At 49.1% G+C, this 20,425-nt stretch carries 21 protein-coding genes; 5 read left to right on the top strand and 16 right to left on the bottom strand.

Going from position 1 to position 20,425, the window contains the following annotated elements:
- The first annotated feature begins 23 nt into the window (after positions 1-23).
- A complete protein-coding gene (locus HGH90_RS09360; protein WP_169190937.1) occupies positions 24-725 on the top strand; it encodes an alpha/beta fold hydrolase in 702 nt (233 codons plus the stop codon).
- Here HGH90_RS09360 and HGH90_RS09355 read toward each other — a convergent pair.
- Entirely contained in the window at positions 722-1,507 is a 786-nt protein-coding gene (locus HGH90_RS09355) for a DUF4349 domain-containing protein (RefSeq protein WP_169190936.1), read from the bottom strand. The genes HGH90_RS09360 and HGH90_RS09355 overlap by 4 nt on opposite strands.
- A gap of 222 nt (positions 1,508-1,729) precedes the next feature.
- Here HGH90_RS09355 and HGH90_RS09350 point away from each other — a divergent pair, with 222 nt between their 5' ends.
- A complete protein-coding gene (locus HGH90_RS09350; RefSeq protein WP_168764253.1) occupies positions 1,730-2,146 on the top strand; it encodes a helix-turn-helix transcriptional regulator in 417 nt (138 codons plus the stop codon).
- Here HGH90_RS09350 and HGH90_RS09345 read toward each other — a convergent pair.
- The 4 genes from HGH90_RS09345 to HGH90_RS09330 form a co-directional block, all read right to left on the bottom strand.
- The gene (locus HGH90_RS09345) at positions 2,114-2,608 is read right to left on the bottom strand and encodes a hypothetical protein (protein WP_168764254.1); all 495 of its coding nucleotides are present in this window, start codon (positions 2,606-2,608) and stop codon (positions 2,114-2,116) included. The genes HGH90_RS09350 and HGH90_RS09345 overlap by 33 nt on opposite strands.
- Positions 2,609-2,866: 258 nt before the next feature.
- The gene (locus HGH90_RS09340; protein ID WP_168764255.1) at positions 2,867-3,250 is read right to left on the bottom strand and encodes a hypothetical protein; all 384 of its coding nucleotides are present in this window, start codon (positions 3,248-3,250) and stop codon (positions 2,867-2,869) included.
- Positions 3,251-3,254: 4 nt separating this feature from the next.
- Positions 3,255-4,340 (bottom strand): Gfo/Idh/MocA family protein, encoded by a 1,086-nt coding sequence (locus HGH90_RS09335; RefSeq protein WP_169190935.1) that lies wholly within the window; start codon positions 4,338-4,340, stop codon positions 3,255-3,257.
- A gap of 7 nt (positions 4,341-4,347) precedes the next feature.
- Positions 4,348-5,013, bottom strand: a complete 666-nt coding sequence (locus HGH90_RS09330) for a GDSL-type esterase/lipase family protein (RefSeq protein ID WP_169190934.1) — start codon at positions 5,011-5,013, stop codon at positions 4,348-4,350.
- 66 nt (positions 5,014-5,079) lie between these two features.
- On the opposite strand from HGH90_RS09330, the gene HGH90_RS09325 reads away from it, so the two are divergent.
- Positions 5,080-5,472: a YrdB family protein gene (locus HGH90_RS09325; RefSeq protein WP_169190933.1), complete on the top strand. Its 393-nt coding sequence runs from the start codon at positions 5,080-5,082 to the stop codon at positions 5,470-5,472.
- 11 nt (positions 5,473-5,483) lie between these two features.
- On the opposite strand, the gene HGH90_RS09320 is transcribed toward HGH90_RS09325, so the two are convergent.
- The 3 genes from HGH90_RS09320 to HGH90_RS09310 all read right to left on the bottom strand — a co-directional run bounded on the left by HGH90_RS09320 (position 5,484) and on the right by HGH90_RS09310 (position 8,207).
- Complete coding sequence (locus tag HGH90_RS09320) at positions 5,484-6,467, bottom strand: ABC transporter ATP-binding protein (RefSeq protein ID WP_169190932.1); 984 nt, start codon at positions 6,465-6,467, stop codon at positions 5,484-5,486.
- Positions 6,468-6,642: 175 nt separating this feature from the next.
- Positions 6,643-7,716: a dipeptidase gene (locus tag HGH90_RS09315; RefSeq protein WP_168764260.1), complete on the bottom strand. Its 1,074-nt coding sequence runs from the start codon at positions 7,714-7,716 to the stop codon at positions 6,643-6,645.
- A 20-nt stretch (positions 7,717-7,736) separates the two neighbouring features.
- Positions 7,737-8,207: a RidA family protein gene (locus HGH90_RS09310; protein ID WP_169190931.1), complete on the bottom strand. Its 471-nt coding sequence runs from the start codon at positions 8,205-8,207 to the stop codon at positions 7,737-7,739.
- Between the two features lie 357 nt (positions 8,208-8,564).
- Between HGH90_RS09310 and HGH90_RS31620 the strand changes: the two genes are divergently transcribed.
- On the top strand, positions 8,565-9,818 hold the full coding sequence (locus tag HGH90_RS31620) for a YXWGXW repeat-containing protein (protein WP_211172603.1): 1,254 nt from the start codon (positions 8,565-8,567) through the stop codon (positions 9,816-9,818).
- Positions 9,819-9,974: 156 nt separating this feature from the next.
- Here HGH90_RS31620 and HGH90_RS09300 read toward each other — a convergent pair whose 3' ends face one another.
- Positions 9,975-10,187, bottom strand: a complete 213-nt coding sequence (locus HGH90_RS09300; protein ID WP_168764263.1) for a hypothetical protein — start codon at positions 10,185-10,187, stop codon at positions 9,975-9,977.
- Between the two features lie 14 nt (positions 10,188-10,201).
- Positions 10,202-10,696, bottom strand: coding sequence for a DinB family protein (locus tag HGH90_RS09295; protein ID WP_168764264.1), 495 nt, complete (start codon positions 10,694-10,696; stop codon positions 10,202-10,204).
- Positions 10,697-10,836: 140 nt separating this feature from the next.
- On the opposite strand from HGH90_RS09295, the gene HGH90_RS09290 reads away from it, so the two are divergent.
- Positions 10,837-11,808 (top strand): GlxA family transcriptional regulator, encoded by a 972-nt coding sequence (locus HGH90_RS09290; RefSeq protein ID WP_169190930.1) that lies wholly within the window; start codon positions 10,837-10,839, stop codon positions 11,806-11,808.
- A gap of 2 nt (positions 11,809-11,810) precedes the next feature.
- Here HGH90_RS09290 and HGH90_RS09285 read toward each other — a convergent pair whose 3' ends face one another.
- The 6 genes from HGH90_RS09285 to HGH90_RS09260 all read right to left on the bottom strand — a co-directional run bounded on the left by HGH90_RS09285 (position 11,811) and on the right by HGH90_RS09260 (position 20,412).
- Positions 11,811-12,332 (bottom strand): DinB family protein, encoded by a 522-nt coding sequence (locus tag HGH90_RS09285; protein WP_168764266.1) that lies wholly within the window; start codon positions 12,330-12,332, stop codon positions 11,811-11,813.
- Between the two features lie 113 nt (positions 12,333-12,445).
- Positions 12,446-13,852, bottom strand: coding sequence for a glucuronate isomerase (gene uxaC, locus HGH90_RS09280; RefSeq protein ID WP_168764267.1), 1,407 nt, complete (start codon positions 13,850-13,852; stop codon positions 12,446-12,448).
- A 19-nt stretch (positions 13,853-13,871) separates the two neighbouring features.
- Entirely contained in the window at positions 13,872-15,527 is a 1,656-nt protein-coding gene (locus HGH90_RS09275) for a UxaA family hydrolase (RefSeq protein WP_168764268.1), read from the bottom strand.
- Positions 15,528-15,545: 18 nt separating this feature from the next.
- Positions 15,546-17,012, bottom strand: a complete 1,467-nt coding sequence (locus HGH90_RS09270) for a tagaturonate reductase (protein ID WP_169190929.1) — start codon at positions 17,010-17,012, stop codon at positions 15,546-15,548.
- Positions 17,013-17,018: 6 nt separating this feature from the next.
- Positions 17,019-18,191 carry a glycoside hydrolase family 105 protein gene (locus tag HGH90_RS09265; protein WP_169190928.1) on the bottom strand — a complete coding sequence of 391 codons (1,173 nt, stop codon included), beginning with the start codon at positions 18,189-18,191 and terminating at the stop codon, positions 17,019-17,021.
- The gene (locus HGH90_RS09260) at positions 18,181-20,412 is read right to left on the bottom strand and encodes a glycosyl hydrolase family 28 protein (RefSeq protein ID WP_169190927.1); all 2,232 of its coding nucleotides are present in this window, start codon (positions 20,410-20,412) and stop codon (positions 18,181-18,183) included. The genes HGH90_RS09265 and HGH90_RS09260 overlap by 11 nt, the downstream gene beginning before the upstream one ends.
- Positions 20,413-20,425 lie beyond the last annotated feature (13 nt).

The following is a 20,425-nucleotide window of genomic DNA, read 5'->3' as shown; positions in this document are numbered from 1 at the left end:
ATAGTTTTGTATGCAAAAAAGGTATGAAACAAAGCATGCTTTTATTGCACGGACTATTCGGCGGGCTTAGTAACTGGGAAGGCGTTGTGAATCACTTCTCTGCACAATACGACATTCATATCCCTGCGCTGCCTATCTATGATGAGCATCCCGGAGATAACCTGGAATATCTTGTACAATTTCTCGACCAGTATATAACTTCGGCAGGGCTGGAAAATGTAATCCTGGTAGGTAATTCACTGGGAGGTCATGTAGCCATCCTGTATACCCACCGGCGCCCTGAGAAAGTGGCCAGCCTGGTATTAACCGGCAGCTCCGGACTATACGAAAACACCAGTATGGGTAGTTATCCTAAGCGTGGTAGCTACGACTATATCCGCGAACGGGTGGCTTACACCTTCTATGATCCTGCCACTGCTACTGACACCCTGGTGGCAGAAGTATTCAGTACTACCACCAATGCCCGCAAATGTTTCCGGATTGTAAAAATGGCCAAGTCGGCCAATCGTAATTATGTAGCCAGCCTGCTGCCGCACATCCCCACCCGCACCTTGCTGATCTGGGGAGAAGATGATAAAATTACGCCGCCGGATGTCGCACAGGAATTCAGGCGCCTGTTACCACAAGCGGAACTGGTGATGCTGGCAAAATGTGGACATGCGCCTATGATGGAACTTCCGGCGGCGTTCAATGAAGTGTTGACCTCCTTCCTGGAGAAAGACTAGCTTTTACGTAACAAGAGCTTCCGGTATCCGATCCAACCGGCAGCGCCGATCAGCAGGAAAGGCCACAGCTCTACAAAGAAGAGTAAAATGTTGCGGAATATATCCGCACCTCCACGCAGGGCTACCGCCAACTCCGTTCCGAAGCCTGCACGGCTCATCTTCGCGGGGTTTACCAATATCTGTACATCTGCCAATTCGGGCTGAAAAAGCTGTACGGTAAAAGTCGAGTAAGCTACATCATCCAGGATTGTCAGGTTACTGATCCGGCGGTCTACTGCCTGTTCGCCACGTTGATCGTTATACTCCGTAATGTCGAGCGTATTGCCTTTTTTGGAAGGCGCTACGGCTTTGCCGGCACTGTTTTCCTGTTGCTCATTCTTCATAGCGCTGGCCAGGTATTTCAGGGTCATATCCTGGTCTTTTACCACGCGATGATCAATGTAAACAGCGGTGGAAGTAAGCGCACGGACCACCATATCCAGGCTGTCGACCGGCACTCTCAGGGTGAGATTGGCTACCGGCGTATAGAGCTGCACGCGTTTTACGGAATCGGCCGAATAAGGCAGGCGGTACTGTTCAACTGATTCGTTTTGCAGGTTGCTTTCTTCTACTACACCGCCAGAGCGGGTTACCAGTTGTTCCAATGCACTGGTGGAAGCAAATACGTTCGCTACCCGGCACCGTACATCGGCAGACTTTACCCGCTTCCTCGAGGTGGAAGTAATACGGCTGATGTCATTGGAGAAGGTAGTGGAATCGGCGGTGGAAGCATATGCTGCCATGGACTGTTTTTCGGCTCTGTTAGCACTGCAGGCGCAGCAAAAGAGCACGGGGATCATCAAGTACGAGAATGAAAGGCGCATAACAAGGAGAATTTAAACTTTATACAAACAGACAGAAAAAGGTAACCTTCCTAATTTGTTAAAATATTTTCCATTCCTCCACACGATAAAAATCGGATGCCTGATTATTTAGTATCTTTATTACTCATTATATTATGTATCATGCCCGTACTTCCTCAGAAATACCAATCAAGGAAAGCAGAAATCACCACTGCCTTTATTGAAGCGGTTAACAAACATGTGGATCAGATCATGGATGGCAGCGCAGATCATATGTATCATATCAAAGACATTGCGAAGCTGCTATTCATTCACCCGGTACACCTCAGCAATACCATTAAGCTGCATACAGGTAAAGCGCCCTGTTATTTTTTTGAGATGAGGCTGATGGAGGAGGCCAGGAAAATGCTGGAGATGCCGCAGCTGAGCATCACGGAAATCGCCACCAAACTAACGTTCGACAATTCCAATTTCACCAAATTCTTTAAACGGTTTGAAGGAGTAACGCCCTCTCAATACCGGCTGCAACGCGCAGCCATGACATCCTCAGAGATAGCGCTGCAGGTAGATGGGCTTTAAGAAAAAGTAGTTGTTCAGCGGTTTATTGTCAAACAAATCACCATCGTCATAATAAAATCCGTTGGTAAATTCCGTTTTGGAATTGAGTTGTACTTTACCCGTTGAATGTTCTACGATAAAATATACCGGGATAATCACATAGTATTTTCCACTCTTCCCCGTTAACTTGTTCCACCTGATATCCAATTCCTGCAACCTGAATAAACGGGGCTTTAAATCACTGGCTATATTGGTGGAGCAATCGAGCTTCGTAATATTTCCATGATCTATTTCTGCCTTCATAGAAAAAGCAAGGCTGGTACTTCCGGCTTTCATGGGGATTAACGCCGTATCCATAAAGCGGGTTAATTGCTGGTACGTATTGCTGAATAGGGGCGTTTGTTGCGCCTGAACAATAAGCTGGGGAAATAAACTACCTACGATGATAATGAGGCTAATAATATGGAAGCGATTAGATCTCATAAAACCTGTTTTCATACAACATGAAATAACGTTAACGCCTACCCTGTTAATATTAAGATACGATATCTTCCACCTAAAAAGATCGCAGGAAAAGAAAAAAAATAAGGGCAAAATAGATTCGATTGAATCGCATCAGCTTGCATATAATATCTAAGTATCATTTATTCGCCGCGAGAGAAATAAAGTTGGGAGCGATCCACCTGCAAAGGGATTAACGTTTTATCCGGGAGAATATTATCCTATGGAGATATAAAGTTTTCAGCAGGACAAAGGACTGTCCAGGTCGGCGATTGGAGCGCCTGTGAGCCTGGTAATCAGCGCTATCAGCTCCTGTTCTGTGATAGTATGATGACATCGTTGCAGTGTAACTGCCATCAGCTGCCGGTATGTTACGAATGGCGCCGGGAAATCTTCGTCGGCATAATCAATGCCCAGCTGCTCCTCCATCGACAGCAACAACTCCAGGAACCCGGCATACCAGCTATTTTCTGCCAGCATGTTCCGGGTTCGCTCCTGCGCTTTGGGAGAATGTTTGGTAACGTGCCCACAGTGGCTGCATATTACTTCCGGTAGCAACAGATCGGCTGTAGACATCCGCTGCATTTCATGGCATTGCTTACAAACAAAAACCCGGAGTCCCATTGTATCAGAATTTAATAGTTTTACCGGTACGCACCGACTCCCGGGCTGCCTCCAGGATACGCACCACGATCACGTTGTTTTCCGGCGCATATAAGCCATAGGCCGGCATTTTCACTGTACCATTCAATACATCGATCAGGTAGCGGAAAGGATCCTCATATACCCGTATATCCGTTGCCGTTATATGCCGGGCAGTAGCAGGCGCCCGTTCGTTATTACGTTGTACCAGCGTATTTTTATCGGCCGCAATGAGATAGCCTTTGTCGCCGTATATTTCCATGTCTTTACGGCTGAAAGTCCAGTTCCAGGAGGCCTGTATGGTACACTGTGTATCTCCATAGTCTACCAGGATGGTGGCATCGTCTTCCACTTTGGGGTATACCTGTGGTTTATAATGCCGGGCTACCGCGGTAACGGAAACGGGCAAACGATTCCTTACCAGGTAAGTCATCTGGTTGGCGCCATAGCAGCCAAAGTCCATCAGGGCGCCCCCACCGTTCAGCACCGGGTCGGTGAGCCAGGCTAGGAATTCAGGCCCGCAGCCTATTTCTTTAGGCCCCTGGTGCCCATCGTTGATAGTTACCTTCCTGATCTTTCCGGCGAAACTGCTATCCTCGACCAACTGGAACGTTTTGGCAACAGACGGATACCAGCTGGTTTCATAGTCGGTGAGCAGATGTACTCCATATCTGCGGGCAAGGGAGTCCATATACACCGCATCCGCCACGGTGGTGGCCAGCGGCTTTTCTACCATGATATGTATATGCCGGGGCGCTGCTGCCTCCACTACTTCCCGGTGAGCTTTAATGGAACCAAATGCCAGCACCGCAGCGGGCTTCACCGCATCCAACATTTCCGCCAGGTTCGTATAAAAAATATTTTCCGGCAGATGGTATTGCTTTGCGCGCAATTTTGCTACGGCAACATCCGGTTCGTAAATGCCCGCTATCTGGATATCCCCTTTATCGGGGCGGCCCAGGATGAAACCCGCATGGCCGTGCGATACACCGGCCACGGCTACCCGTAACGATTGCGACCAGCTTATTTGCCAGGTCAGCAGCAACAGGAAAGTGATGAAAACTATACGCATACTGCTTTTATTTATGCAACAGGTACGGCTGTATGGCCTTTTCCCATATTGCGTATCCTTGTTTGTTCATGTGCAACATATCGTCCAGGAATAGTTCCTTACGCGGCTGCCCAGATTTATCCAGCATTTTGGAGTAGATATCTACAAAAACGGATTGTTTTTCCTTTGCCAGGAAATTTTTGATCAGCGCATTGGTCTGCTTTGCTTTCTCTAAAAATGCGGCGCGGGAAGGACTGGGCTTAATGGAAATATAAATGATGGGGATAGCCGGCAGCTTAGCGCGGATAGCGCCATACAGCTGCTGAAAGCGTAGCAGCATAGTATCGGCGGTAACAGTAGCATGCGGCAAATCATTTTCTCCCACATAAATCACTATCTGCCGGGGCGCATAGGGAAAAATGATGTCATTGGCATAGTAAGTTACATCGTTGGTTTCAGCCCCGCCAACACCCCTGTTCATCACTACATAGCTGCTAAAATTCCGTTCCAGGTCGTCCCATTTGCGGATAGAAGAACTCCCCACAAATAAAATAGGATGCGGCGCCGGCGCATACATTTTATCAAAGTCCCGGATCGTATGGATATCCTTTTCAAACCGTAGTGGCGACTGTGCAAAGAGGCCAGCGCTTGCATACAGACAGGCCAGGCACAGCAGCAATAAATTTTTTCTCATAACAATTTAATTAACACCAAGCCGTTAAGATAAAAGAAATATATTTATTTCGGAATAGTCAACGATATGAATACCAATCCCGTCAACTTAGCTGTACGTTTCTTACTGGAAATTATTATGTTAGTGATACTGGGCCTCTGGGGCTGGCAGATGGGCGCCGATAGCTGGTTGCGATATGTGCTGGCGTTGGGTTTTCCGCTCAGCGCAGCCACTCTCTGGGGCGTCTTCCGTGTTCCTAATGATCCGAAAGAAGCACCCGTAGCTATCCCCGGACAAGCAAGATTACTGTTGGAGTGGATATTATTCGGGTTGGCCGTATGGGGGCTCCGCGTAATGGAACATCCCCAATGGAGCATTATCCTCGCCGCTGTGGTAATCGTTCATTATATTGTATCCTACGATAGAACCTGGGATATGCTGCGTAACAAGCCCTATAATGGCTTTGCGGAAAGAAGATAAATAAAGTCTGGTTAAAAATACCACACCGCTTCCGGGTCTACAGCTACCTGCACGGAAGCACCCTTCTTCAGCCCGGCATTAGCCGTTTTAATGGTAACGATTTCGTTACCCAATGCTATTTCTGCCTCCAGGAAGCTGCCGTAAAAACTGAGTTCCTTTACTTTACCGGGAATCGCGTCTTTTTTGGTACGCACTACTTTAAAGTCCTCCGGCCGGATAAAAATGTGCTTACCATTACGGGTAATACCTGGTAGTCCTTCCAGTATGCCGGCCTTAGCTGGCGCAATCAGGTTGTATTTCCCAAACAATCCCGCTACATATTCACTCACCGGCTGGTTGTAAATTTCCCTGGGAGTGCCCTGCTGTACAATTTCCCCATCTTTCATCACCAGGATCTGGTCGGCCCAGGGCAGTATATCTATAGGATCGTGGGAAATCAGCATACAGGTAATACCCAGTCTTTCACTGATATCGCTGATTACATTCTTCAGGATGCTTTTATGGATCATGTCGAGATTAGAATAAGGCTCATCCAGTAAAAACAGGCGCGGTGCGCCTATCAGCAACCGGGCCATGGCAATACGCTGCTTTTCTCCACCCGACAGCTGGTCTGTCTTTCTTTTCAGCAGGTGGCTGATCCTGCACACCTCGTATACTTCGTTGGCTGATTCTTCCGTGAGCTTATTGGCATAAGACAGAATTTCCTCTACGCGGTAATTATTCCTCAGTTCAAAGTGCTGCGACAGGTACGCTGTGCCCGGATGGCCCGGGATGAGCACTTCCAGGGCGCCCCTCACCCGCTTTCCTTCAAACATGACCGTACCTTCATCGGCCTGTCCCATGCCTCCTACAATTTTCATCAGGGAGCTTTTTCCGGAACCTGTTTCTCCGGCAATCACTACCTTTTGAAACTGGTGTTGTGTAAAGCTGACATTCTTTAAAATATATGCGCCGTGCTGTTGTTTGCTGATATTGAAGACTTCAAGAAAATTCATTCGCGCAAGTTAGTAAAACTTGCCGGAAAGGGGAAGCAAAAAGCGGGCAACCATTGAAGTAGGCGCGCAGGTAATCAAATTGATTCCATTGATAACCAACCTAATGTAAGCATTAAAAGACAAAGCTCCTTCTCCATACAGAAGGGCTTTGTCGTAATCACATACACAAATAGTGTTAGTCTCTCCAGGCATTGCGCAGGAAGCGCAGCCAGTTACCATGCATTACGTTTTCAATATCCGTAGCGCTATATCCTCTTTTCGACAATAAGGCGGGGAGTGTTTGCAGGTCTGCGATCGTTTCCAGGTCATAAGGACATTGCTCTTTGCCGAAAGCGCCATCCAGATCGGAACCAATACCGATATGCAGGGCATTACCTGCTATCTGGCAGATATGATCCATATGGTCTACCATTTTTTCGAGATTGCAATGCATATCCTTCGGGGTAGATTTTCCGCGCACCCAGCCAGGTACCATCATCCACGCATCCAATGCGCCGCCGATAACGGCTCCTTTTTGCACCAGTACCCGTATCATGTCGTCGCTGAACTGTCGGTTGTGATCTACCAGCGCGCGACAATTATTATGACTCGCCCACACGGGACCATTAAACAATTCCATGGCATCCCAGAACGCGTCATCGCATAAGTGAGTGGCGTCGAGTATCATGCCCAGTCGCTCTATTTCCCGGATCAACTGGCGGCCGCGCTCATTTAAATGTCCTGTAGCATCGGTGCCGTTGGCATAACGGCCGGGCCCATAGTGCGCTGGACCGATGGCACGCAATCCATTGTTATAAGCACGTTCCAGGTATTTTATATCAACAATGGAATCGGCGCCCTCCAGGCTAAGGATATAACCTATTGGTTTCTTATCGTTGGGGGTATCGTCATTCCACCGCAGGAGGTGTTGCTCCAATTCTTTCCGGTCTCTGATCATTACCATCTCCCCGGCATCTTCCATGGCTTTATACCAGGCTAGTTGTCCCTGGGTTTGCGCCCATGCCTGCTCAGGGGAATGCCAGCCCGGGAGTGGATTATCGGGAGCTACGAAGCGGCCTATTTGTGTGGCCACCACCAATCCTATGTTTCCCTTTCTCAATTCAGGGAAAGCCACTACGCCGTTACCGCGGTCCGGCTTATCGCTCAGTCCCGCTTCCCGTTCCCGGATGGCGGCTACCGGTTGTTGCAGATCCCTGTTCCATTCCAGCGCATTCATGCTAAGATCCAGGTGTGCATCTATCGTAAACATAATTAACTCCTTTAGTCAGCCTAGTATAGTTCAAATAAAGCTTCTATTTCCACCGGGATATTATCAGGCAGAGAGCCAAAACCAACTGCGCTTCTAACGCCTATCCCATTTTCTTCTCCCCAGATGGCGGCAAATAATTCGCTGCATCCATTAATGATATATGGATGCCGCTCAAAGCTGGGCGTACAATTTACCATCCCCAATACTTTAATCACCCGCTTAACCTTATCCAGACTACCTATGTGCGTTTTAATAGTTGCCAGCATTGTTAGTCCCACTTGCCTTGCGGCCAGTTTTCCGGCTTCCATATCTAACGCGTCTCCAATCCGGCCAATGATGAGGGATTTATCATCCTGTACAGGCCCATGACCAGACAAATAAAGATATTTACCATCTACAAAGCAAGGCTTATAAACACCCAGCGGCGCAGGTGCAGGCGGCAATGCCAATCCCAGCGCCGCAAATTTTTCTTCTGCATGATTATTTTCCATAGTTGCTGTTTTATATTCTTAATTTATTCTACCTGTCAATTCTGACCAAGATAACATCGTATTTTAATACTTCAGTTAAAATATTCTCTGACTCTCTAAAAGCCGGTATCACTTACGCTAAAAAAATATAAAATGTCCTGCCTCGCCCATCACTCCCACATTTTAACAACTCTTTAATTTTTACTTTCCATGTTCTTTTACACCAGGCTCAATTTTCTATATCCGCAACCAACACAACATCCGACACGCTTTGCCCGTTTTTTTATTTCCTGTAGTAACGCGACAGACGCCCTTCTCCGGGGTTAAACTTTTTTATGGCATAATTGTCGAATAGAAAGGATAAAGAGTTATCATATCATGAAAAACATTATCATCGCCTTGATGCTCACCAGTACAGCATTGGCTGCCACCGCACCGGTGGCGCAGGCACAGGTAAGCGTGGGAATTTCCATCCGGTTGGCGCCCCCGCTGTTACCCGTATATACACAGCCCCCTTGTCCGGTGGATGGATATCTCTGGACACCGGGATACTGGGCGTACGGGCCCGATGGTTACTACTGGGTACCAGGTGCATGGGTAATGCCTCCAGCCGTTGGCTTACTTTGGACCCCGGGATATTGGGGTTGTATAGGCGGCATTTATAGCTGGCATGCCGGCTACTGGGGGCACCGGGTAGGATACTATGGTGGCGTTAACTATGGATGCGGATATTTTGGTTCCGGATTCTATGGTGGTGGCTGGGCAGGTAATGTATATCGTTATAACACGGCCTATACCAATGTAAACACTACTATTGTTCGCAATACTTACATTAACAATACGGTCATTAATAACCGGACTGTGATCAATAACCGCAGCAGCTATAATGGCCCCGGCGGTATAACCGCCCGCCCTACGCGTACCGACCAGTTAGCTATGCGGGATCGCCATATACAGGCCACTTCTGCACAGGTATCCAACCAACGGGTGGCGAGCGGTAACCGTGATATGCTGGCGTCTGTTAATAATGGCCGGCCAGCCAATGCAGTCATGCGTCCTCAGCAGGGTAACCGCGTAAGCGGCAATCCTAATGCAGCACGGCCTTCGGTTCGACAGGGGTTAACTAACCAGGGAAGCATCCGGCAGGGCAGCACGCAACAGGGAAGTAGTAACAGCATCCGGCAGGGTTTTGCAGACAGGGGCAATAACAATGTACGCCCGGGCAATAATATCAGGCAGGGAACTACTCAGCCAGGTAATAATGTAAGACAAGGATTTACCCGGCCAGACAATAACGTAAGACAAAGCTATCATCAACCCGGCAATAATGTAAGGCAGGGATATACACGGCCAGACAATAATGTGAGAGAAGGATTTGCCGGTCAGCGCAGCGCTCCTTCTTACAATCCGGCCAGGCAGGGATTCGGCAATCCGGGTGGCGGCCGGCCAAGTTATAACGGTGGACAGGGTCGTGTGATGGCGCAACAGCAGCCCCACTTTTCACAGCAGATGCCTCGCGGTGGCGGCGGCGGTCGTGAATTCGGCGGCGGTGGCCGTGTTGGAGGAGGTGGATTTGGTGGCGGTCGCGGCGGCGGCGGCGGACATGAAGGTGGTGGCCGGGTACGGCACTAACACCATCATCTGGTATAAATATTCCCTTTCATCCGGCATTATAAATGAAGCATCTCCTGACAGAGATGCTTCTCTTTTTTCCTCGCCAAAAGGCTGGCCCGGATGGATGAAAAGCGTTGCTGACCAGCAATTCTTTTTTGGTCAGCAACACCTTTCTCAATCTTCCATAATGTGACACTGGAAACCATTTTCATTGACCAGCATCATTACTTTTTCCGGGTGAAAATTGTCTCCTTCCACCCTTAACACCTTGTCACGATCTTCCAGGTCGAAATTAATCCGGCTACCCGGGAAGTTACTGTGCAACAGTGCCACCAATGCGTTGGCAACGCCACGACGCTGCACATTGGTTTTAAATACTTCTACCATCAGTGTAAAGTTTATTACATATACTTCATCGCCGGATAGCCCAGGAGTCGCCTCCACAAAGCAATCTGGCCAATACAATTGGCTTCCCTGTAAATAGTGAAGGTGACCATATCCCAGCAGGGAAAGCTCATCCCGGGAAATTCAATGATTTTATCGAGCCGCTCATCGGTGGCCTGTGCCAGCACTTCCCGGAAAATTGGCGTAATCCGTTCCCAGTCCTGCTGGTATACTTCCAGTGTAGGATAAGTAACGCCTTCTTTGATGCCCTGGTTGTGTGTAAAAAGCGCATCTCCGGTTGACTTCTCCTTCACGTTGGGATCTATTAAACCGGCTACCTCAAACCTTTGCTGTACCAGTGAGCCAGCCAGCCAGGCAATATGGTTGGCAGCTGAATCCAAGCGTTTATAGGCATCTGCGTCCGCTATGCCTTCCAATACCCTGGGATAAAGCCCGGTTTGCAGATCGTACATGGCCAGAATGCCCAGCATCCTGTTACTAGCAGCTTTCATGTTGTTGTAATTTATGGTTTCAAACTATCTCTAAGGTAACTGATAATTCCAGCCCGGAAGGATGTTAATTCAGTCAATCTTAGGGGCGTTTGCGACAAAAAATCCTTAAGTTTGGAAAGAGAATTTAAAATTGCCACCATATGCTGCAGATAGGTATCCTGCTAACCCGTCATTATAAATTACTGAGTCTGGCTGCTATCACAGACGTCCTCGATACCGTCAACAAAATTTACCAAAAAAGCGATCAGCCTGCTCCTTTTACAGTGACGTTACTGTATACGCCCGACACCGCGCATCTTACTTCGGCTTTTCCGGCCTACCCGGCTCAAACTTTAGCTGACGCAGGTACATTTAAATTATTGCTGATTCCTTCTTTTACAGCCGATGACATACCGCAGGTACTGGCAGAAAACGAAGCCTGGCTTCCCTGGCTGCGGCAGCAATATAAAAATGGAGCAGAGCTGGCCAGTTTCTGCACCGGGGCATTTTTGCTGGCCGCTACAGGATTGCTGGATGGCAAGATAGCCACCACACATGTAGACGCCTGCAAAGAGTTCTCCCGTGCGTTTCCGCGGGTAAACCTGCTGTCAGATAAAACGGTAACCCATGATGCCGGTATTTATACCAGCGGGGGCGCTACCTCCACCTTTCATCTGCTGTTACATTTACTGGAAATACATTGCGGAATTGAAGTGGCGGTAAGAACGGCCAAAATATTTGCTATCGATATGGGTCGCGATAAACAGTCCTATTTCAGTACCTTCCAGCCTACACGTAACCACCACGACGACCTGGTGGCCACTGCCCAGCTAAAAATTGAAACCTGTTACCAGGAAGCCGGCACTATTGAGGAAATGATTAAAGACATTCCCTCGAGTCGCCGCAATATCGTGAGACGGTTTAAACAGGTAACTGGTGTTACGCCTATCGAATACCTGCAACTCACCCGTATAGAAGCTGCCAAAAAGCTGCTGGAACAAACCGGCCAGCAAATGACGGAGATCATCTACAACTCTGGCTATAACGATCCCAAGGCATTCAGAAAGGTATTCCGCAAAACTGTGGGAATGACGCCTTCTGAATACCGGGAAAAGTTCAATGCAGTAAGATAGACTTAGGGTCTATCCCAAAATGGAGCGGGTTCAATTCCTAAAGCGCGGAGATAAACATACCCTTGTCCGCGGTGATGAATTTCGTTATCGATCACGTACAACAGGATGCTGCTAACGGTACCATCGTATTGATTAAAGGCCTTGATCTGTTGTTGAAATCTGTCCAGGGTTACGCGGGGCCAATAATCATTGATGGCTTCGGTAACAACGTCCCACAGGGCCAGTAAGCCTGCTTTGGTGGTGGGTTTGGTATCAATACCATCACCCAGTAAAGCTTCGTTATCCAACCATTCGCCGGTTACAAAACCATGTACGCTGGGAACAGCCATGCCAATCATTTCCATGGCCAGCGTGCCGAATGAACGCATGCCACCGATGCTGAAATCGAAGAGTTTATCTTCCGGGAAACCTTCAATAATGCGGCGTGTAAGTCCCCGATGGCCCTGCCAGTGCTTCAGCAGCTGTTCAGGAGTGATGATTACAGCAGTAGCGGGGGCGGTAGCAGTCAGTGTGTTGTTTTCCATAAGTCTGTATTTTTTAAAGTCTGTATTTTTTCGTTTACAATACAAAGTAAAAAAGGGCATGTGACAACGGTATGTCAGCAGCCCTTAAAAAAGTTGAATTTTTTTTTCGATCGTTACTCCCAGCCGAAATACGACTTTGCATTGTTATAACAGACATCCTGTACCATACTGCCTACCAACTGAAAATCTGCCGGTATTTCTCCTTTTTCGATTTCATCGCCGAGCAGGTCGCAGAGCAGCCGGCGGAAGTATTCATGGCGGGGATAGGAAAGAAAGCTGCGCGAGTCGGTGAGCATTCCTACAAAGCGGGAAATAAGCCCCATATTCGATAGGGCGTTCATTTGCCGGATCATGCCTTCCTTCTGATCGAGGAACCACCAGGCGGCGCCAAACTGGATTTTTCCGGCTACCGACCCATCATTAAAATTGCCGGTCATGGTCGCCATCAACTCATTGTCGGCCGGGTTCAGGTTGTAAATAATGGTTTTAGCCAGTTTATCCTGGCTATCCAGCTTATCCAGAAATTTGGATAAAGCCCGTGCCTGGGAAAAATCACCGATGGAATCCCATCCGGTATCTGGCCCGAGGGCACGCATCATGCGGGTATTGTTATTCCGCAAGGCTCCCAGGTGATATTGCTGTACCCATCCTTTTTCCCAATCCATTACAGCCAGCTCCAGTAGCAGGGCTGATTTGAGCTGCCGTATTTCTGTAACAGAGGTCGGCTGGCCACTGCGCACTTTGGCGAAAACCTGCCGGATTTCACTTTCCAGGAAATCTTCTGCATACATTTCCTCTATGCCATGATCGGACACCTTACAACCCCGGGTGGAAAAATAGTCGTGCCGATTTTTCAATGCCTGCAACAAGTCATCGTAGGTACGGATATTTATACCGGCCGCCTGTTCCAATTGTTGCAAGTATTGATTATAAACGAGTGGATCGTCTACTGCCATGGCTTTGTCGGGCCTGAAGGCTGGCACCACGGGTATTTCGAAGCCCTCCTTTTTTATTTGCCGGTGGTGAGACAGGTCATCAGCAGGGTCATCAGTGGTGCAGATCATGGCCACATTCCTGCTGCGGAGCAAGCCGCGCACACTGTATTCAGGGGTTTGTAGCAAGGCGTTGCAGGTATGATAAATACGTTCGGCGGTGCCGGCATGCAGCAGTTCCGATACGTTAAAATACCGCTGCAATTCCAGGTGAGTCCAGTGATAAAGGGGATTACGCAACGTTTTAGGCACTGTAGCCGCCCATTTTTCAAACTTCTCCCAATCTGTTTTATCGCCGGTACAATAGCTTTCCGGCACCCCGTTGGTACGCATTGCCCGCCATTTGTAATGATCTCCGTATAGCCATGCCTGTGTGATGCTGTTGAAACGGGTATCTGCCGCTATCTGGGCGGGTGGCAGATGGCAATGGTAATCAATAATGGGCATATCCCGGGCATAGTCATGATACAATCTTTCCGCCGCCTTGCTATTCAGGAGGAAATTTTCATCCATGAATTTCTTTCTCATCGATAATAAATTTTAATCACTACAATGATACGCCTCTCTTCCAGGGAATAAAATCATCCTGGCCGTTGACAACGGACTTGGCGATGGCAGCGCCGCTGGCTACCTGTATAACGTAATCGAGTATACGTTCGCCTGCGGCTGCAATGGTTTCTGTACCATCGATGATGGTGCCGGTATTAATATCGATAATATCCTGCATGCGCTCATAGAGCCGGGTATTGCTCGACAGCTTTATTACCGGTGCTATAGGATTGCCGGTGGGCGTACCCAAACCCGTGGTGAACAGCACTATGTTGGCGCCGCTACCTACTTCTGCCGTGGTAGATTCTACATCGTTGCCCGGTGTGCAAAGCAGGTTGAGTCCAGGGCGCTGCACCTTTTCGGGATAGTCGAGTACAGCGGCTACCGGGGAGGTACCGCCTTTTTTAGCCGCGCCGGCCGACTTAATCGCGTCTGTAATGAGTCCATCTTTAATATTTCCCGGAGAAGGATTCATATCAAATCCGGAGCCGGCCTCTTCCGCGCGTTGCTGGTAAGTACGCATAAGTTGAATGAAGCGCGTAGCATTTTCAACATCGGTACAACGATCACTCATTTCCTGTTCTACGCCGCACAGTTCAGGGAATTCTGCTAATATCACTGAGCCGCCCAGGGCTACCAATAAATCGGATGTGTAGCCAATCGCCGGGTTAGCGGAAATACCGGAGAACCCATCGGAGCCGCCGCATTCCAGTCCGATGCATAGCTTACTTAGCGGAGCAGGCTGACGGGTACAGCGATCAGCTTCCATTAAACCGGCAAATGTTTGCCGGATAGCCTGGCTGATCAAAACACTTTCGGCACCGGTTTGCTGTTGATCCAGGATGTACAGCGGTTTTGTGAAGTGAGGATCCCGTTTCCTGATTTCTTCCTGTAACATGCTCACCTGGGCATTCTGGCAACCCAGGCTTAATACCGTAGCTCCGGCTACGTTGGCATGGGTAATGTAGCCTGCCAGTAACCCACAGAGCGATTGTGCATCCTGCCGGATACCTCCGCAACCGCCATCATGGGAAAGAAACTTAATACCGTCTACATTTTTAAAGATCCTGGTAGGACCGGCGCCGGTGGGATCTTCTGTATAGATAGTTTCCAGTATTTGGGTGGTATCCGCACCTGCTTTTTGCTGTGTTACCAGGGAGCGGGTAAAGGCGGCATATTTATCGGGCCGGCTATAGCCCAACTCTCCCAGCAGCGCTTCTTTCAGCACCTCCACATTCCTGTTTTCGCAAAATACCAGTGGTATCACCAACCAATAATTGGCAGTACCCACACTCCCATCGGCCCGATGGTATCCCATGAATGTTTTTTGCTGCCAGCGGGTAATATCAGGCGCTGTCCATGCGGTTTTGCGCAGATCAGACAACGCATAGCTACCTGCTGCATGATGCACATTTTCCACGGCAATCCTGCTGCCAACTGGAATAGGTTCTTTTGCCCGTCCTACCAGTACACCATACATGGTTATGGCATCTTCCTTATCGAATGCCGTAGCGGCGAATTTATGTTTTGCAGGAATAGGCTCCGTCAACGTATAGCTGGCGCCGTTATACTGCACTACTTCGTGCTGCGACAGGTCCTGCAAGGCTACCAACACGTTATCGTCGGGGTGTACCTTTAATACTTTCTGTTTCATGAACTGCTCTTAAAATATTTATGACAAGGTGATTTCCGTTGCTACACGTTCGAGATAAGCCATGGCCCCCGTTTGCTGCAGCTGCTGCAACATGGCCGTCACCACCTGCACAAAACCAGGAATGGCAGCCAGATCACGGCCCCATATCTGCTCATTGCCAAGGGTCCTTTTTACTACCTGGGCAGGCATGGCGTCTTCCCAGGCATGCTGGTATAAAGCAGCAAATTCATCTGTGATGCTGTATGATGTACCACCGCGCATAAACAGCAGGTGTGCAGCGAAGCCCAGTGAAATCAATGCGGGCACTTGTCCTGTTCGTTCGTAGTAGTTCAGCAGCACTGGCAATACCCGCATTTTCATTTTGGAGGTATATTGAGTGCAAATATTTAACCAGCGGTGTTCTATATAAGGATTGCGGAAACGATCCAGTACAGCATAGGCAAAACGGATGGCAGCATCGTTGCGTATATGCCTGTCTGTTATAGCCGGGATAATTTCATGCATCATAAGTCCCTCCATATAAGCCGCCATGGGCTCGCAGCTCATAGCCGTTCTCACGGTATCTAATCCTGCCAGGAAAGCCAATCCGCAGCTCAGGGTATGCGTAGCATTGAGCAGGCGTAGCTTAAGTTCCCGGAATACGTTAATGTCCGGCGAAAGCACAAAGCCTGTATCCACTGCGCCGAAAGGCAACCTTGCTTTCACGGTCTCCACGTCTGTCTCAATGGCCCAGAGCCGGTACACCTCTGTCATAATCAGCAGCTTATCTTCATAATCGGCCGCTGTATTAGCAGCTGCGCCTGGCACAATACAATCTACCAGGGAATTACAGCAATAATTATGTTGGGTAAGCCATTCTATAAATGCTGGTTCCAGCTGGTTAAACAATGCCAGTTTTTCCAGGATACCAGCCAGCTTGCTGCCATTATCCGGAATCAGTTCTGTAGGAATGATGATCATTCCCGTATCCGGATCTCCTTTAAAATATTGGTAACGGTGGTGCAAAAATGCCAGCAGTTTGGCCGGGAACGAAGCAGGAGGCGACTGGCGGATATCTTCTTCTACATATACAATACCTACTTCTGTGGTATTGGATATTACCAGCTGCATATCCGGGTTGGTTGCGCAATCCAGTATCTCCTGCCATTGCGAGGTAGCCGTTAGCACCCGGCTGATGGCAGCATTGATAACATCTTCGGCTACTTGCAGTCCACCGTCAATGCCACGGATGCACTGTGTAAACAGGCCGTCCTGCTCCGCAAAGGCGTTGATATTGCCCTGTGCAGTAGATTTTACTACTACAATACGGCCATTGAAGATTCCTTGTTTGTTGGCTTTGTCGATAAAGAAATCGGGCAGGCCCCGCAACAGTACGCCAGTACCGAACTGCAATACCTTTTCCGGTAATGCCCACCAGTTGTCGGCAGGCAGCTGCCGGTTAGCTTTTCCAGGTATTGCCGGCAGCATTTTTCGAGATAATTTCATACACTTTTATTTGTTAATCATTTCTATTTCATTGGCGGCTAAGAGGTAGGCTCCTACCCCTTTGGGATCGTTGTCGATTACTTTCTCACTGAGATAATATGCATAGCTGCCATCCCGGTAGGGCTCTCCGCCTAATCCCGCTACGCTGACGGTTCCGCCCAAGGTGATATCGCCTTCCGGGTTTTTCCGGATAAACTGTTGCTGGATACCTGCATAACCTTTTGCGGCCACCTGCCGGTAGGTAACTGGGAGATAACCTAATCGCATGCCTTTCGCCAACGCATATACGAACATGCAGGAGGCGGAGGCTTCCACATAATTTCCTTCTTTGCCGCCTTTGTCGAGCACCTGGAACCAGCAGCCGGTGTGTTTATCCTGGTATTGCTTAATGGCAACGGCTGTGCGGCGCAGGATTGCCACCAGGCTGTCGCGGCCCGGCTCGTTGGCAGGGTAGTACTCCAGCGCATCTACGAGCGCCATGGCATACCATCCCATGGCCCTGCCCCAGAAATTGGGCGACTGCCCGGTTATTTTATTGGCCCAGCGTTGTTCCTTTGATTCATCCCAGGCATGGTATAACAGGCCGGTGTTGGCATCCCGGGCATGTTGTTCCATCAGCACAAACTGGCGGGTGATATCCTGGAAGGCGGCACTGTCTTTTACGAGCGCGGCATATTCCGCATAAAAAGGTTCGCCCATGTAAAGCCCGTCCAACCACATTTGCCAGGGATAGCGCTGTTTATGCCAAAACCCGCCGTCTTTGGTGCGGGGTTGCCGGGCTAATTGCTTGCGCAGCTGATCTGCTGCCAGCTTGTATTTGGCATCACCTGTAGTTTTGAACAAGGTGAGCAGCACCCGCCCGTTTTTTACGTTATCGATATTATAATCTTCCAAACGGTAAGTGCGGATATTTCCCTGTTGATCCACGAAGAAGTCCATGCTCTGCTGTATATACCGGAAGTACTTTTGGTTGCCGGTGTGTTTCCATAAAGCAGTGATGCCTTCCAGTACTACTCCCTGGTCGTAGGTCCATTTTACGGGCGTGCCCGGATGCAACACGAGTGAGTCTTTCCAGATGCGCATGACGGTGGCCGCCATGCCGGCCGCGCCGGTTTGCGCCTGTATGGCGGTGACGGAGAGCAGCAGCCATCCGGCAAAAGAACATTTCTTAAAAAGCATGATCACTGGTTGAATTGGTTTTAGTATCCCGGTAGCGGCAGTTACCGGTGCTGATGTCTTTGGTGTTACGTGTATGCATGGGCGGGGTACCGGAAGAAGTAACGAGATAAACATTATCAAAATGAATTCCCGTGGCCTCCAGGCAGTCAATACCGGCTGTTGCCGTTATCACCAGGTTGCGCAGCCAGATATTGCTGACCGGCATTTCCGGTAACCCGCGGATGAATACCGCTTTTTTGGCGCCATGACATACAACGTTATTGATATAAAAATTACGGAATAAAGGAGTGGCCTCCGTTACCGGTACTGTTTCCACTTTGGGCGCCACCCGCTGTTCTCCGGCCAGTGGCACCGGGTCTTTAGCAGCATAGTACATGTCGAACAGGATGGCTTCTCCCGGAATATCTTTCATATTGATGTTGGCCGCATAGATGTTTTCTACGATACCACCGCGGCCACGGGCCGTTTTAAACCGAAGGCCGATATCGGTGCCCAGGAAAGAGCAATCCGACACATAAATGTTCCGTGCGCCGCCAGACATTTCACTACCTATTACAAAACCGCCATGGGCGTGATATACGGTACAATGATGCACAATAACATTTTCCGTAGGTTTACCACGTTTACGTCCCTGCTCATCCCTGCCGGATTTAATACAAATACCGTCATCGCCTACATCAAAAGTGCAATCTGTGATCTGCGCATTATGGCAGGACTCCAGGTCTATCCCATCACCGTTCTGGGCATACCAGGGATTTTTCGCATATACGCCCCGCAACGTAATATTTTCACACAGCAATGGATGCAGGCACCAGGCGGGAGAATTCTGAAATGTAACGTCCTCCAGTAACACGTTCTTACAAGACGTGATGCTGATCATGTTGGGACGGAGGAAATCTTTGATGGCGGCATAGTCTGAAGGCTGGCTACCCCGCTTGATAACACCGGCCTGGCTGGTTTTGGAACCCAGATAAGCCGAACGGGAAGGATACCAGGTTACGCTATCTTCTCCTACCATCCCACCGGAAGCGACCAGTTTTTCCCACTGTGTTTCGGTCAGCTTCGCCTTTTTCACAATGCGCCAGGCGTCGCCTCCACCATCGAGGATGCCACTACCGGTAATGGCTATATTTTCAAGCCCTGTGCCTGATACCGGAGGTTGGCAGCGCATGGCCACCAGGCCTTCATAAGTAGTAGTGACCAGGGGATACTGATCGAAATCGGTAGTGAACTGCAACACTGCATTGGCCGCAAGATGCAGGTTCACATTGCTCTTCAGCTCCAGAGGACCGGTAAGCCACAAGCCGGCGGGTACTAACACTACTCCTCCCCCTTTGCTGTTGCAGGTAGTAATAGCCTCGTTAATACTTTTGCTGTTGAGCGTGATCCCATCTGCTTTAGCGCCGAAAGCCCGGATATCAAAGGTATCTCTTCTGAAATGCGGTTCATAGATCACCGGAAGCTCATACCGGTATTTGCCCTCAAAAGGTGTGGGCGCCAAGTACGCCGATAAACCTATTTTCTTACGATCCATTTCTGCGGCCACCAACGCTGCTATCTTTGCCGCGCCATAGGCCGTAAAATGTGTATTATCTGTAATTCCTTGTGGCAGTATACGATAATGACCGGCAGGTATGTTCCGGAACATCTTCTCCGTAGCTGCTTCTCCTTCTTTCTTCAGTAATGCTTCGCTGCTTTGCTGCAGGTCTATCAGCGGCACCTGCATGGCTGCGGCTACGGACCGCACTACTGCCGGGTATTCGCCGTGGGTATCCTGCAAAACACCGTTTATAAATTGTCGTCGTACCACGGGGGTAATCAACACTGGGTAGGCTCCTTTAGCCCGGGTTTCACTGACAAAGCGTTCCAGGTTAGTCTTATAAGCGCCCTGTGGTGCTGCATAACGGGTGGTATCACTGATTTTGGCGTCGTTGTGTCCGAACTGTATCATCACCCAATCGCCTGCTTTCAGCTGTGCCAGCACACTATCCCAGCGATGTTCTGTGATAAAACTCCTGGTACTGCGACCATTCACTGCATAGTTCTTCACCTGCACTTCCGGAACTAACAGCTGTGGAAATAATTGTCCCCAACCCCTTTCAGGGTTATCTTCCAGCGGTTTATCGGCCATCGTGGAATCACCGACCAGGAATACAACGGGCTTGGGACTGGCTGGCGCCAGTCCCAATAATGACCATAACAATAATTGAATATACCTCATCACTTTCCTTTAC

The sequence above is a fragment of the Chitinophaga sp. Ak27 genome (assembly GCF_012726295.1).
Taxonomy (GTDB): Bacteria; Bacteroidota; Bacteroidia; order Chitinophagales; family Chitinophagaceae; genus Chitinophaga.
The sequence above is the reverse complement of the archived record's forward strand: the minus strand, read 5'-3'. Positions and strand labels throughout refer to the sequence as shown.

What these genes read in the sequence shown, in the direction of transcription:
- HGH90_RS09360 (WP_169190937.1), top strand. Translation starts at nt 24, where the DNA reads ATGAAACAAAGCATGCTTTTATTGCACGGACTATTCGGCGGGCTTAGT.
- HGH90_RS09355 (WP_169190936.1), bottom strand. Translation starts at nt 1,507, where the DNA reads ATGGCAGCATATGCTTCCACCGCCGATTCCACTACCTTCTCCAATGAC.
- HGH90_RS09350 (WP_168764253.1), top strand. Translation starts at nt 1,730, where the DNA reads ATGCCCGTACTTCCTCAGAAATACCAATCAAGGAAAGCAGAAATCACC.
- HGH90_RS09345 (WP_168764254.1), bottom strand. Translation starts at nt 2,608, where the DNA reads ATGAGATCTAATCGCTTCCATATTATTAGCCTCATTATCATCGTAGGT.
- HGH90_RS09340 (WP_168764255.1), bottom strand. Translation starts at nt 3,250, where the DNA reads ATGGGACTCCGGGTTTTTGTTTGTAAGCAATGCCATGAAATGCAGCGG.
- HGH90_RS09335 (WP_169190935.1), bottom strand. Translation starts at nt 4,340, where the DNA reads ATGCGTATAGTTTTCATCACTTTCCTGTTGCTGCTGACCTGGCAAATA.
- HGH90_RS09330 (WP_169190934.1), bottom strand. Translation starts at nt 5,013, where the DNA reads ATGAGAAAAAATTTATTGCTGCTGTGCCTGGCCTGTCTGTATGCAAGC.
- HGH90_RS09325 (WP_169190933.1), top strand. Translation starts at nt 5,080, where the DNA reads ATGAATACCAATCCCGTCAACTTAGCTGTACGTTTCTTACTGGAAATT.
- HGH90_RS09320 (WP_169190932.1), bottom strand. Translation starts at nt 6,467, where the DNA reads ATGAATTTTCTTGAAGTCTTCAATATCAGCAAACAACAGCACGGCGCA.
- HGH90_RS09315 (WP_168764260.1), bottom strand. Translation starts at nt 7,716, where the DNA reads ATGTTTACGATAGATGCACACCTGGATCTTAGCATGAATGCGCTGGAA.
- HGH90_RS09310 (WP_169190931.1), bottom strand. Translation starts at nt 8,207, where the DNA reads ATGGAAAATAATCATGCAGAAGAAAAATTTGCGGCGCTGGGATTGGCA.
- HGH90_RS31620 (WP_211172603.1), top strand. Translation starts at nt 8,565, where the DNA reads ATGAAAAACATTATCATCGCCTTGATGCTCACCAGTACAGCATTGGCT.
- HGH90_RS09300 (WP_168764263.1), bottom strand. Translation starts at nt 10,187, where the DNA reads ATGGTAGAAGTATTTAAAACCAATGTGCAGCGTCGTGGCGTTGCCAAC.
- HGH90_RS09295 (WP_168764264.1), bottom strand. Translation starts at nt 10,696, where the DNA reads ATGAAAGCTGCTAGTAACAGGATGCTGGGCATTCTGGCCATGTACGAT.
- HGH90_RS09290 (WP_169190930.1), top strand. Translation starts at nt 10,837, where the DNA reads ATGCTGCAGATAGGTATCCTGCTAACCCGTCATTATAAATTACTGAGT.
- HGH90_RS09285 (WP_168764266.1), bottom strand. Translation starts at nt 12,332, where the DNA reads ATGGAAAACAACACACTGACTGCTACCGCCCCCGCTACTGCTGTAATC.
- uxaC (WP_168764267.1), bottom strand. Translation starts at nt 13,852, where the DNA reads ATGAGAAAGAAATTCATGGATGAAAATTTCCTCCTGAATAGCAAGGCG.
- HGH90_RS09275 (WP_168764268.1), bottom strand. Translation starts at nt 15,527, where the DNA reads ATGAAACAGAAAGTATTAAAGGTACACCCCGACGATAACGTGTTGGTA.
- HGH90_RS09270 (WP_169190929.1), bottom strand. Translation starts at nt 17,012, where the DNA reads ATGAAATTATCTCGAAAAATGCTGCCGGCAATACCTGGAAAAGCTAAC.
- HGH90_RS09265 (WP_169190928.1), bottom strand. Translation starts at nt 18,191, where the DNA reads ATGCTTTTTAAGAAATGTTCTTTTGCCGGATGGCTGCTGCTCTCCGTC.
- HGH90_RS09260 (WP_169190927.1), bottom strand. Translation starts at nt 20,412, where the DNA reads ATGAGGTATATTCAATTATTGTTATGGTCATTATTGGGACTGGCGCCA.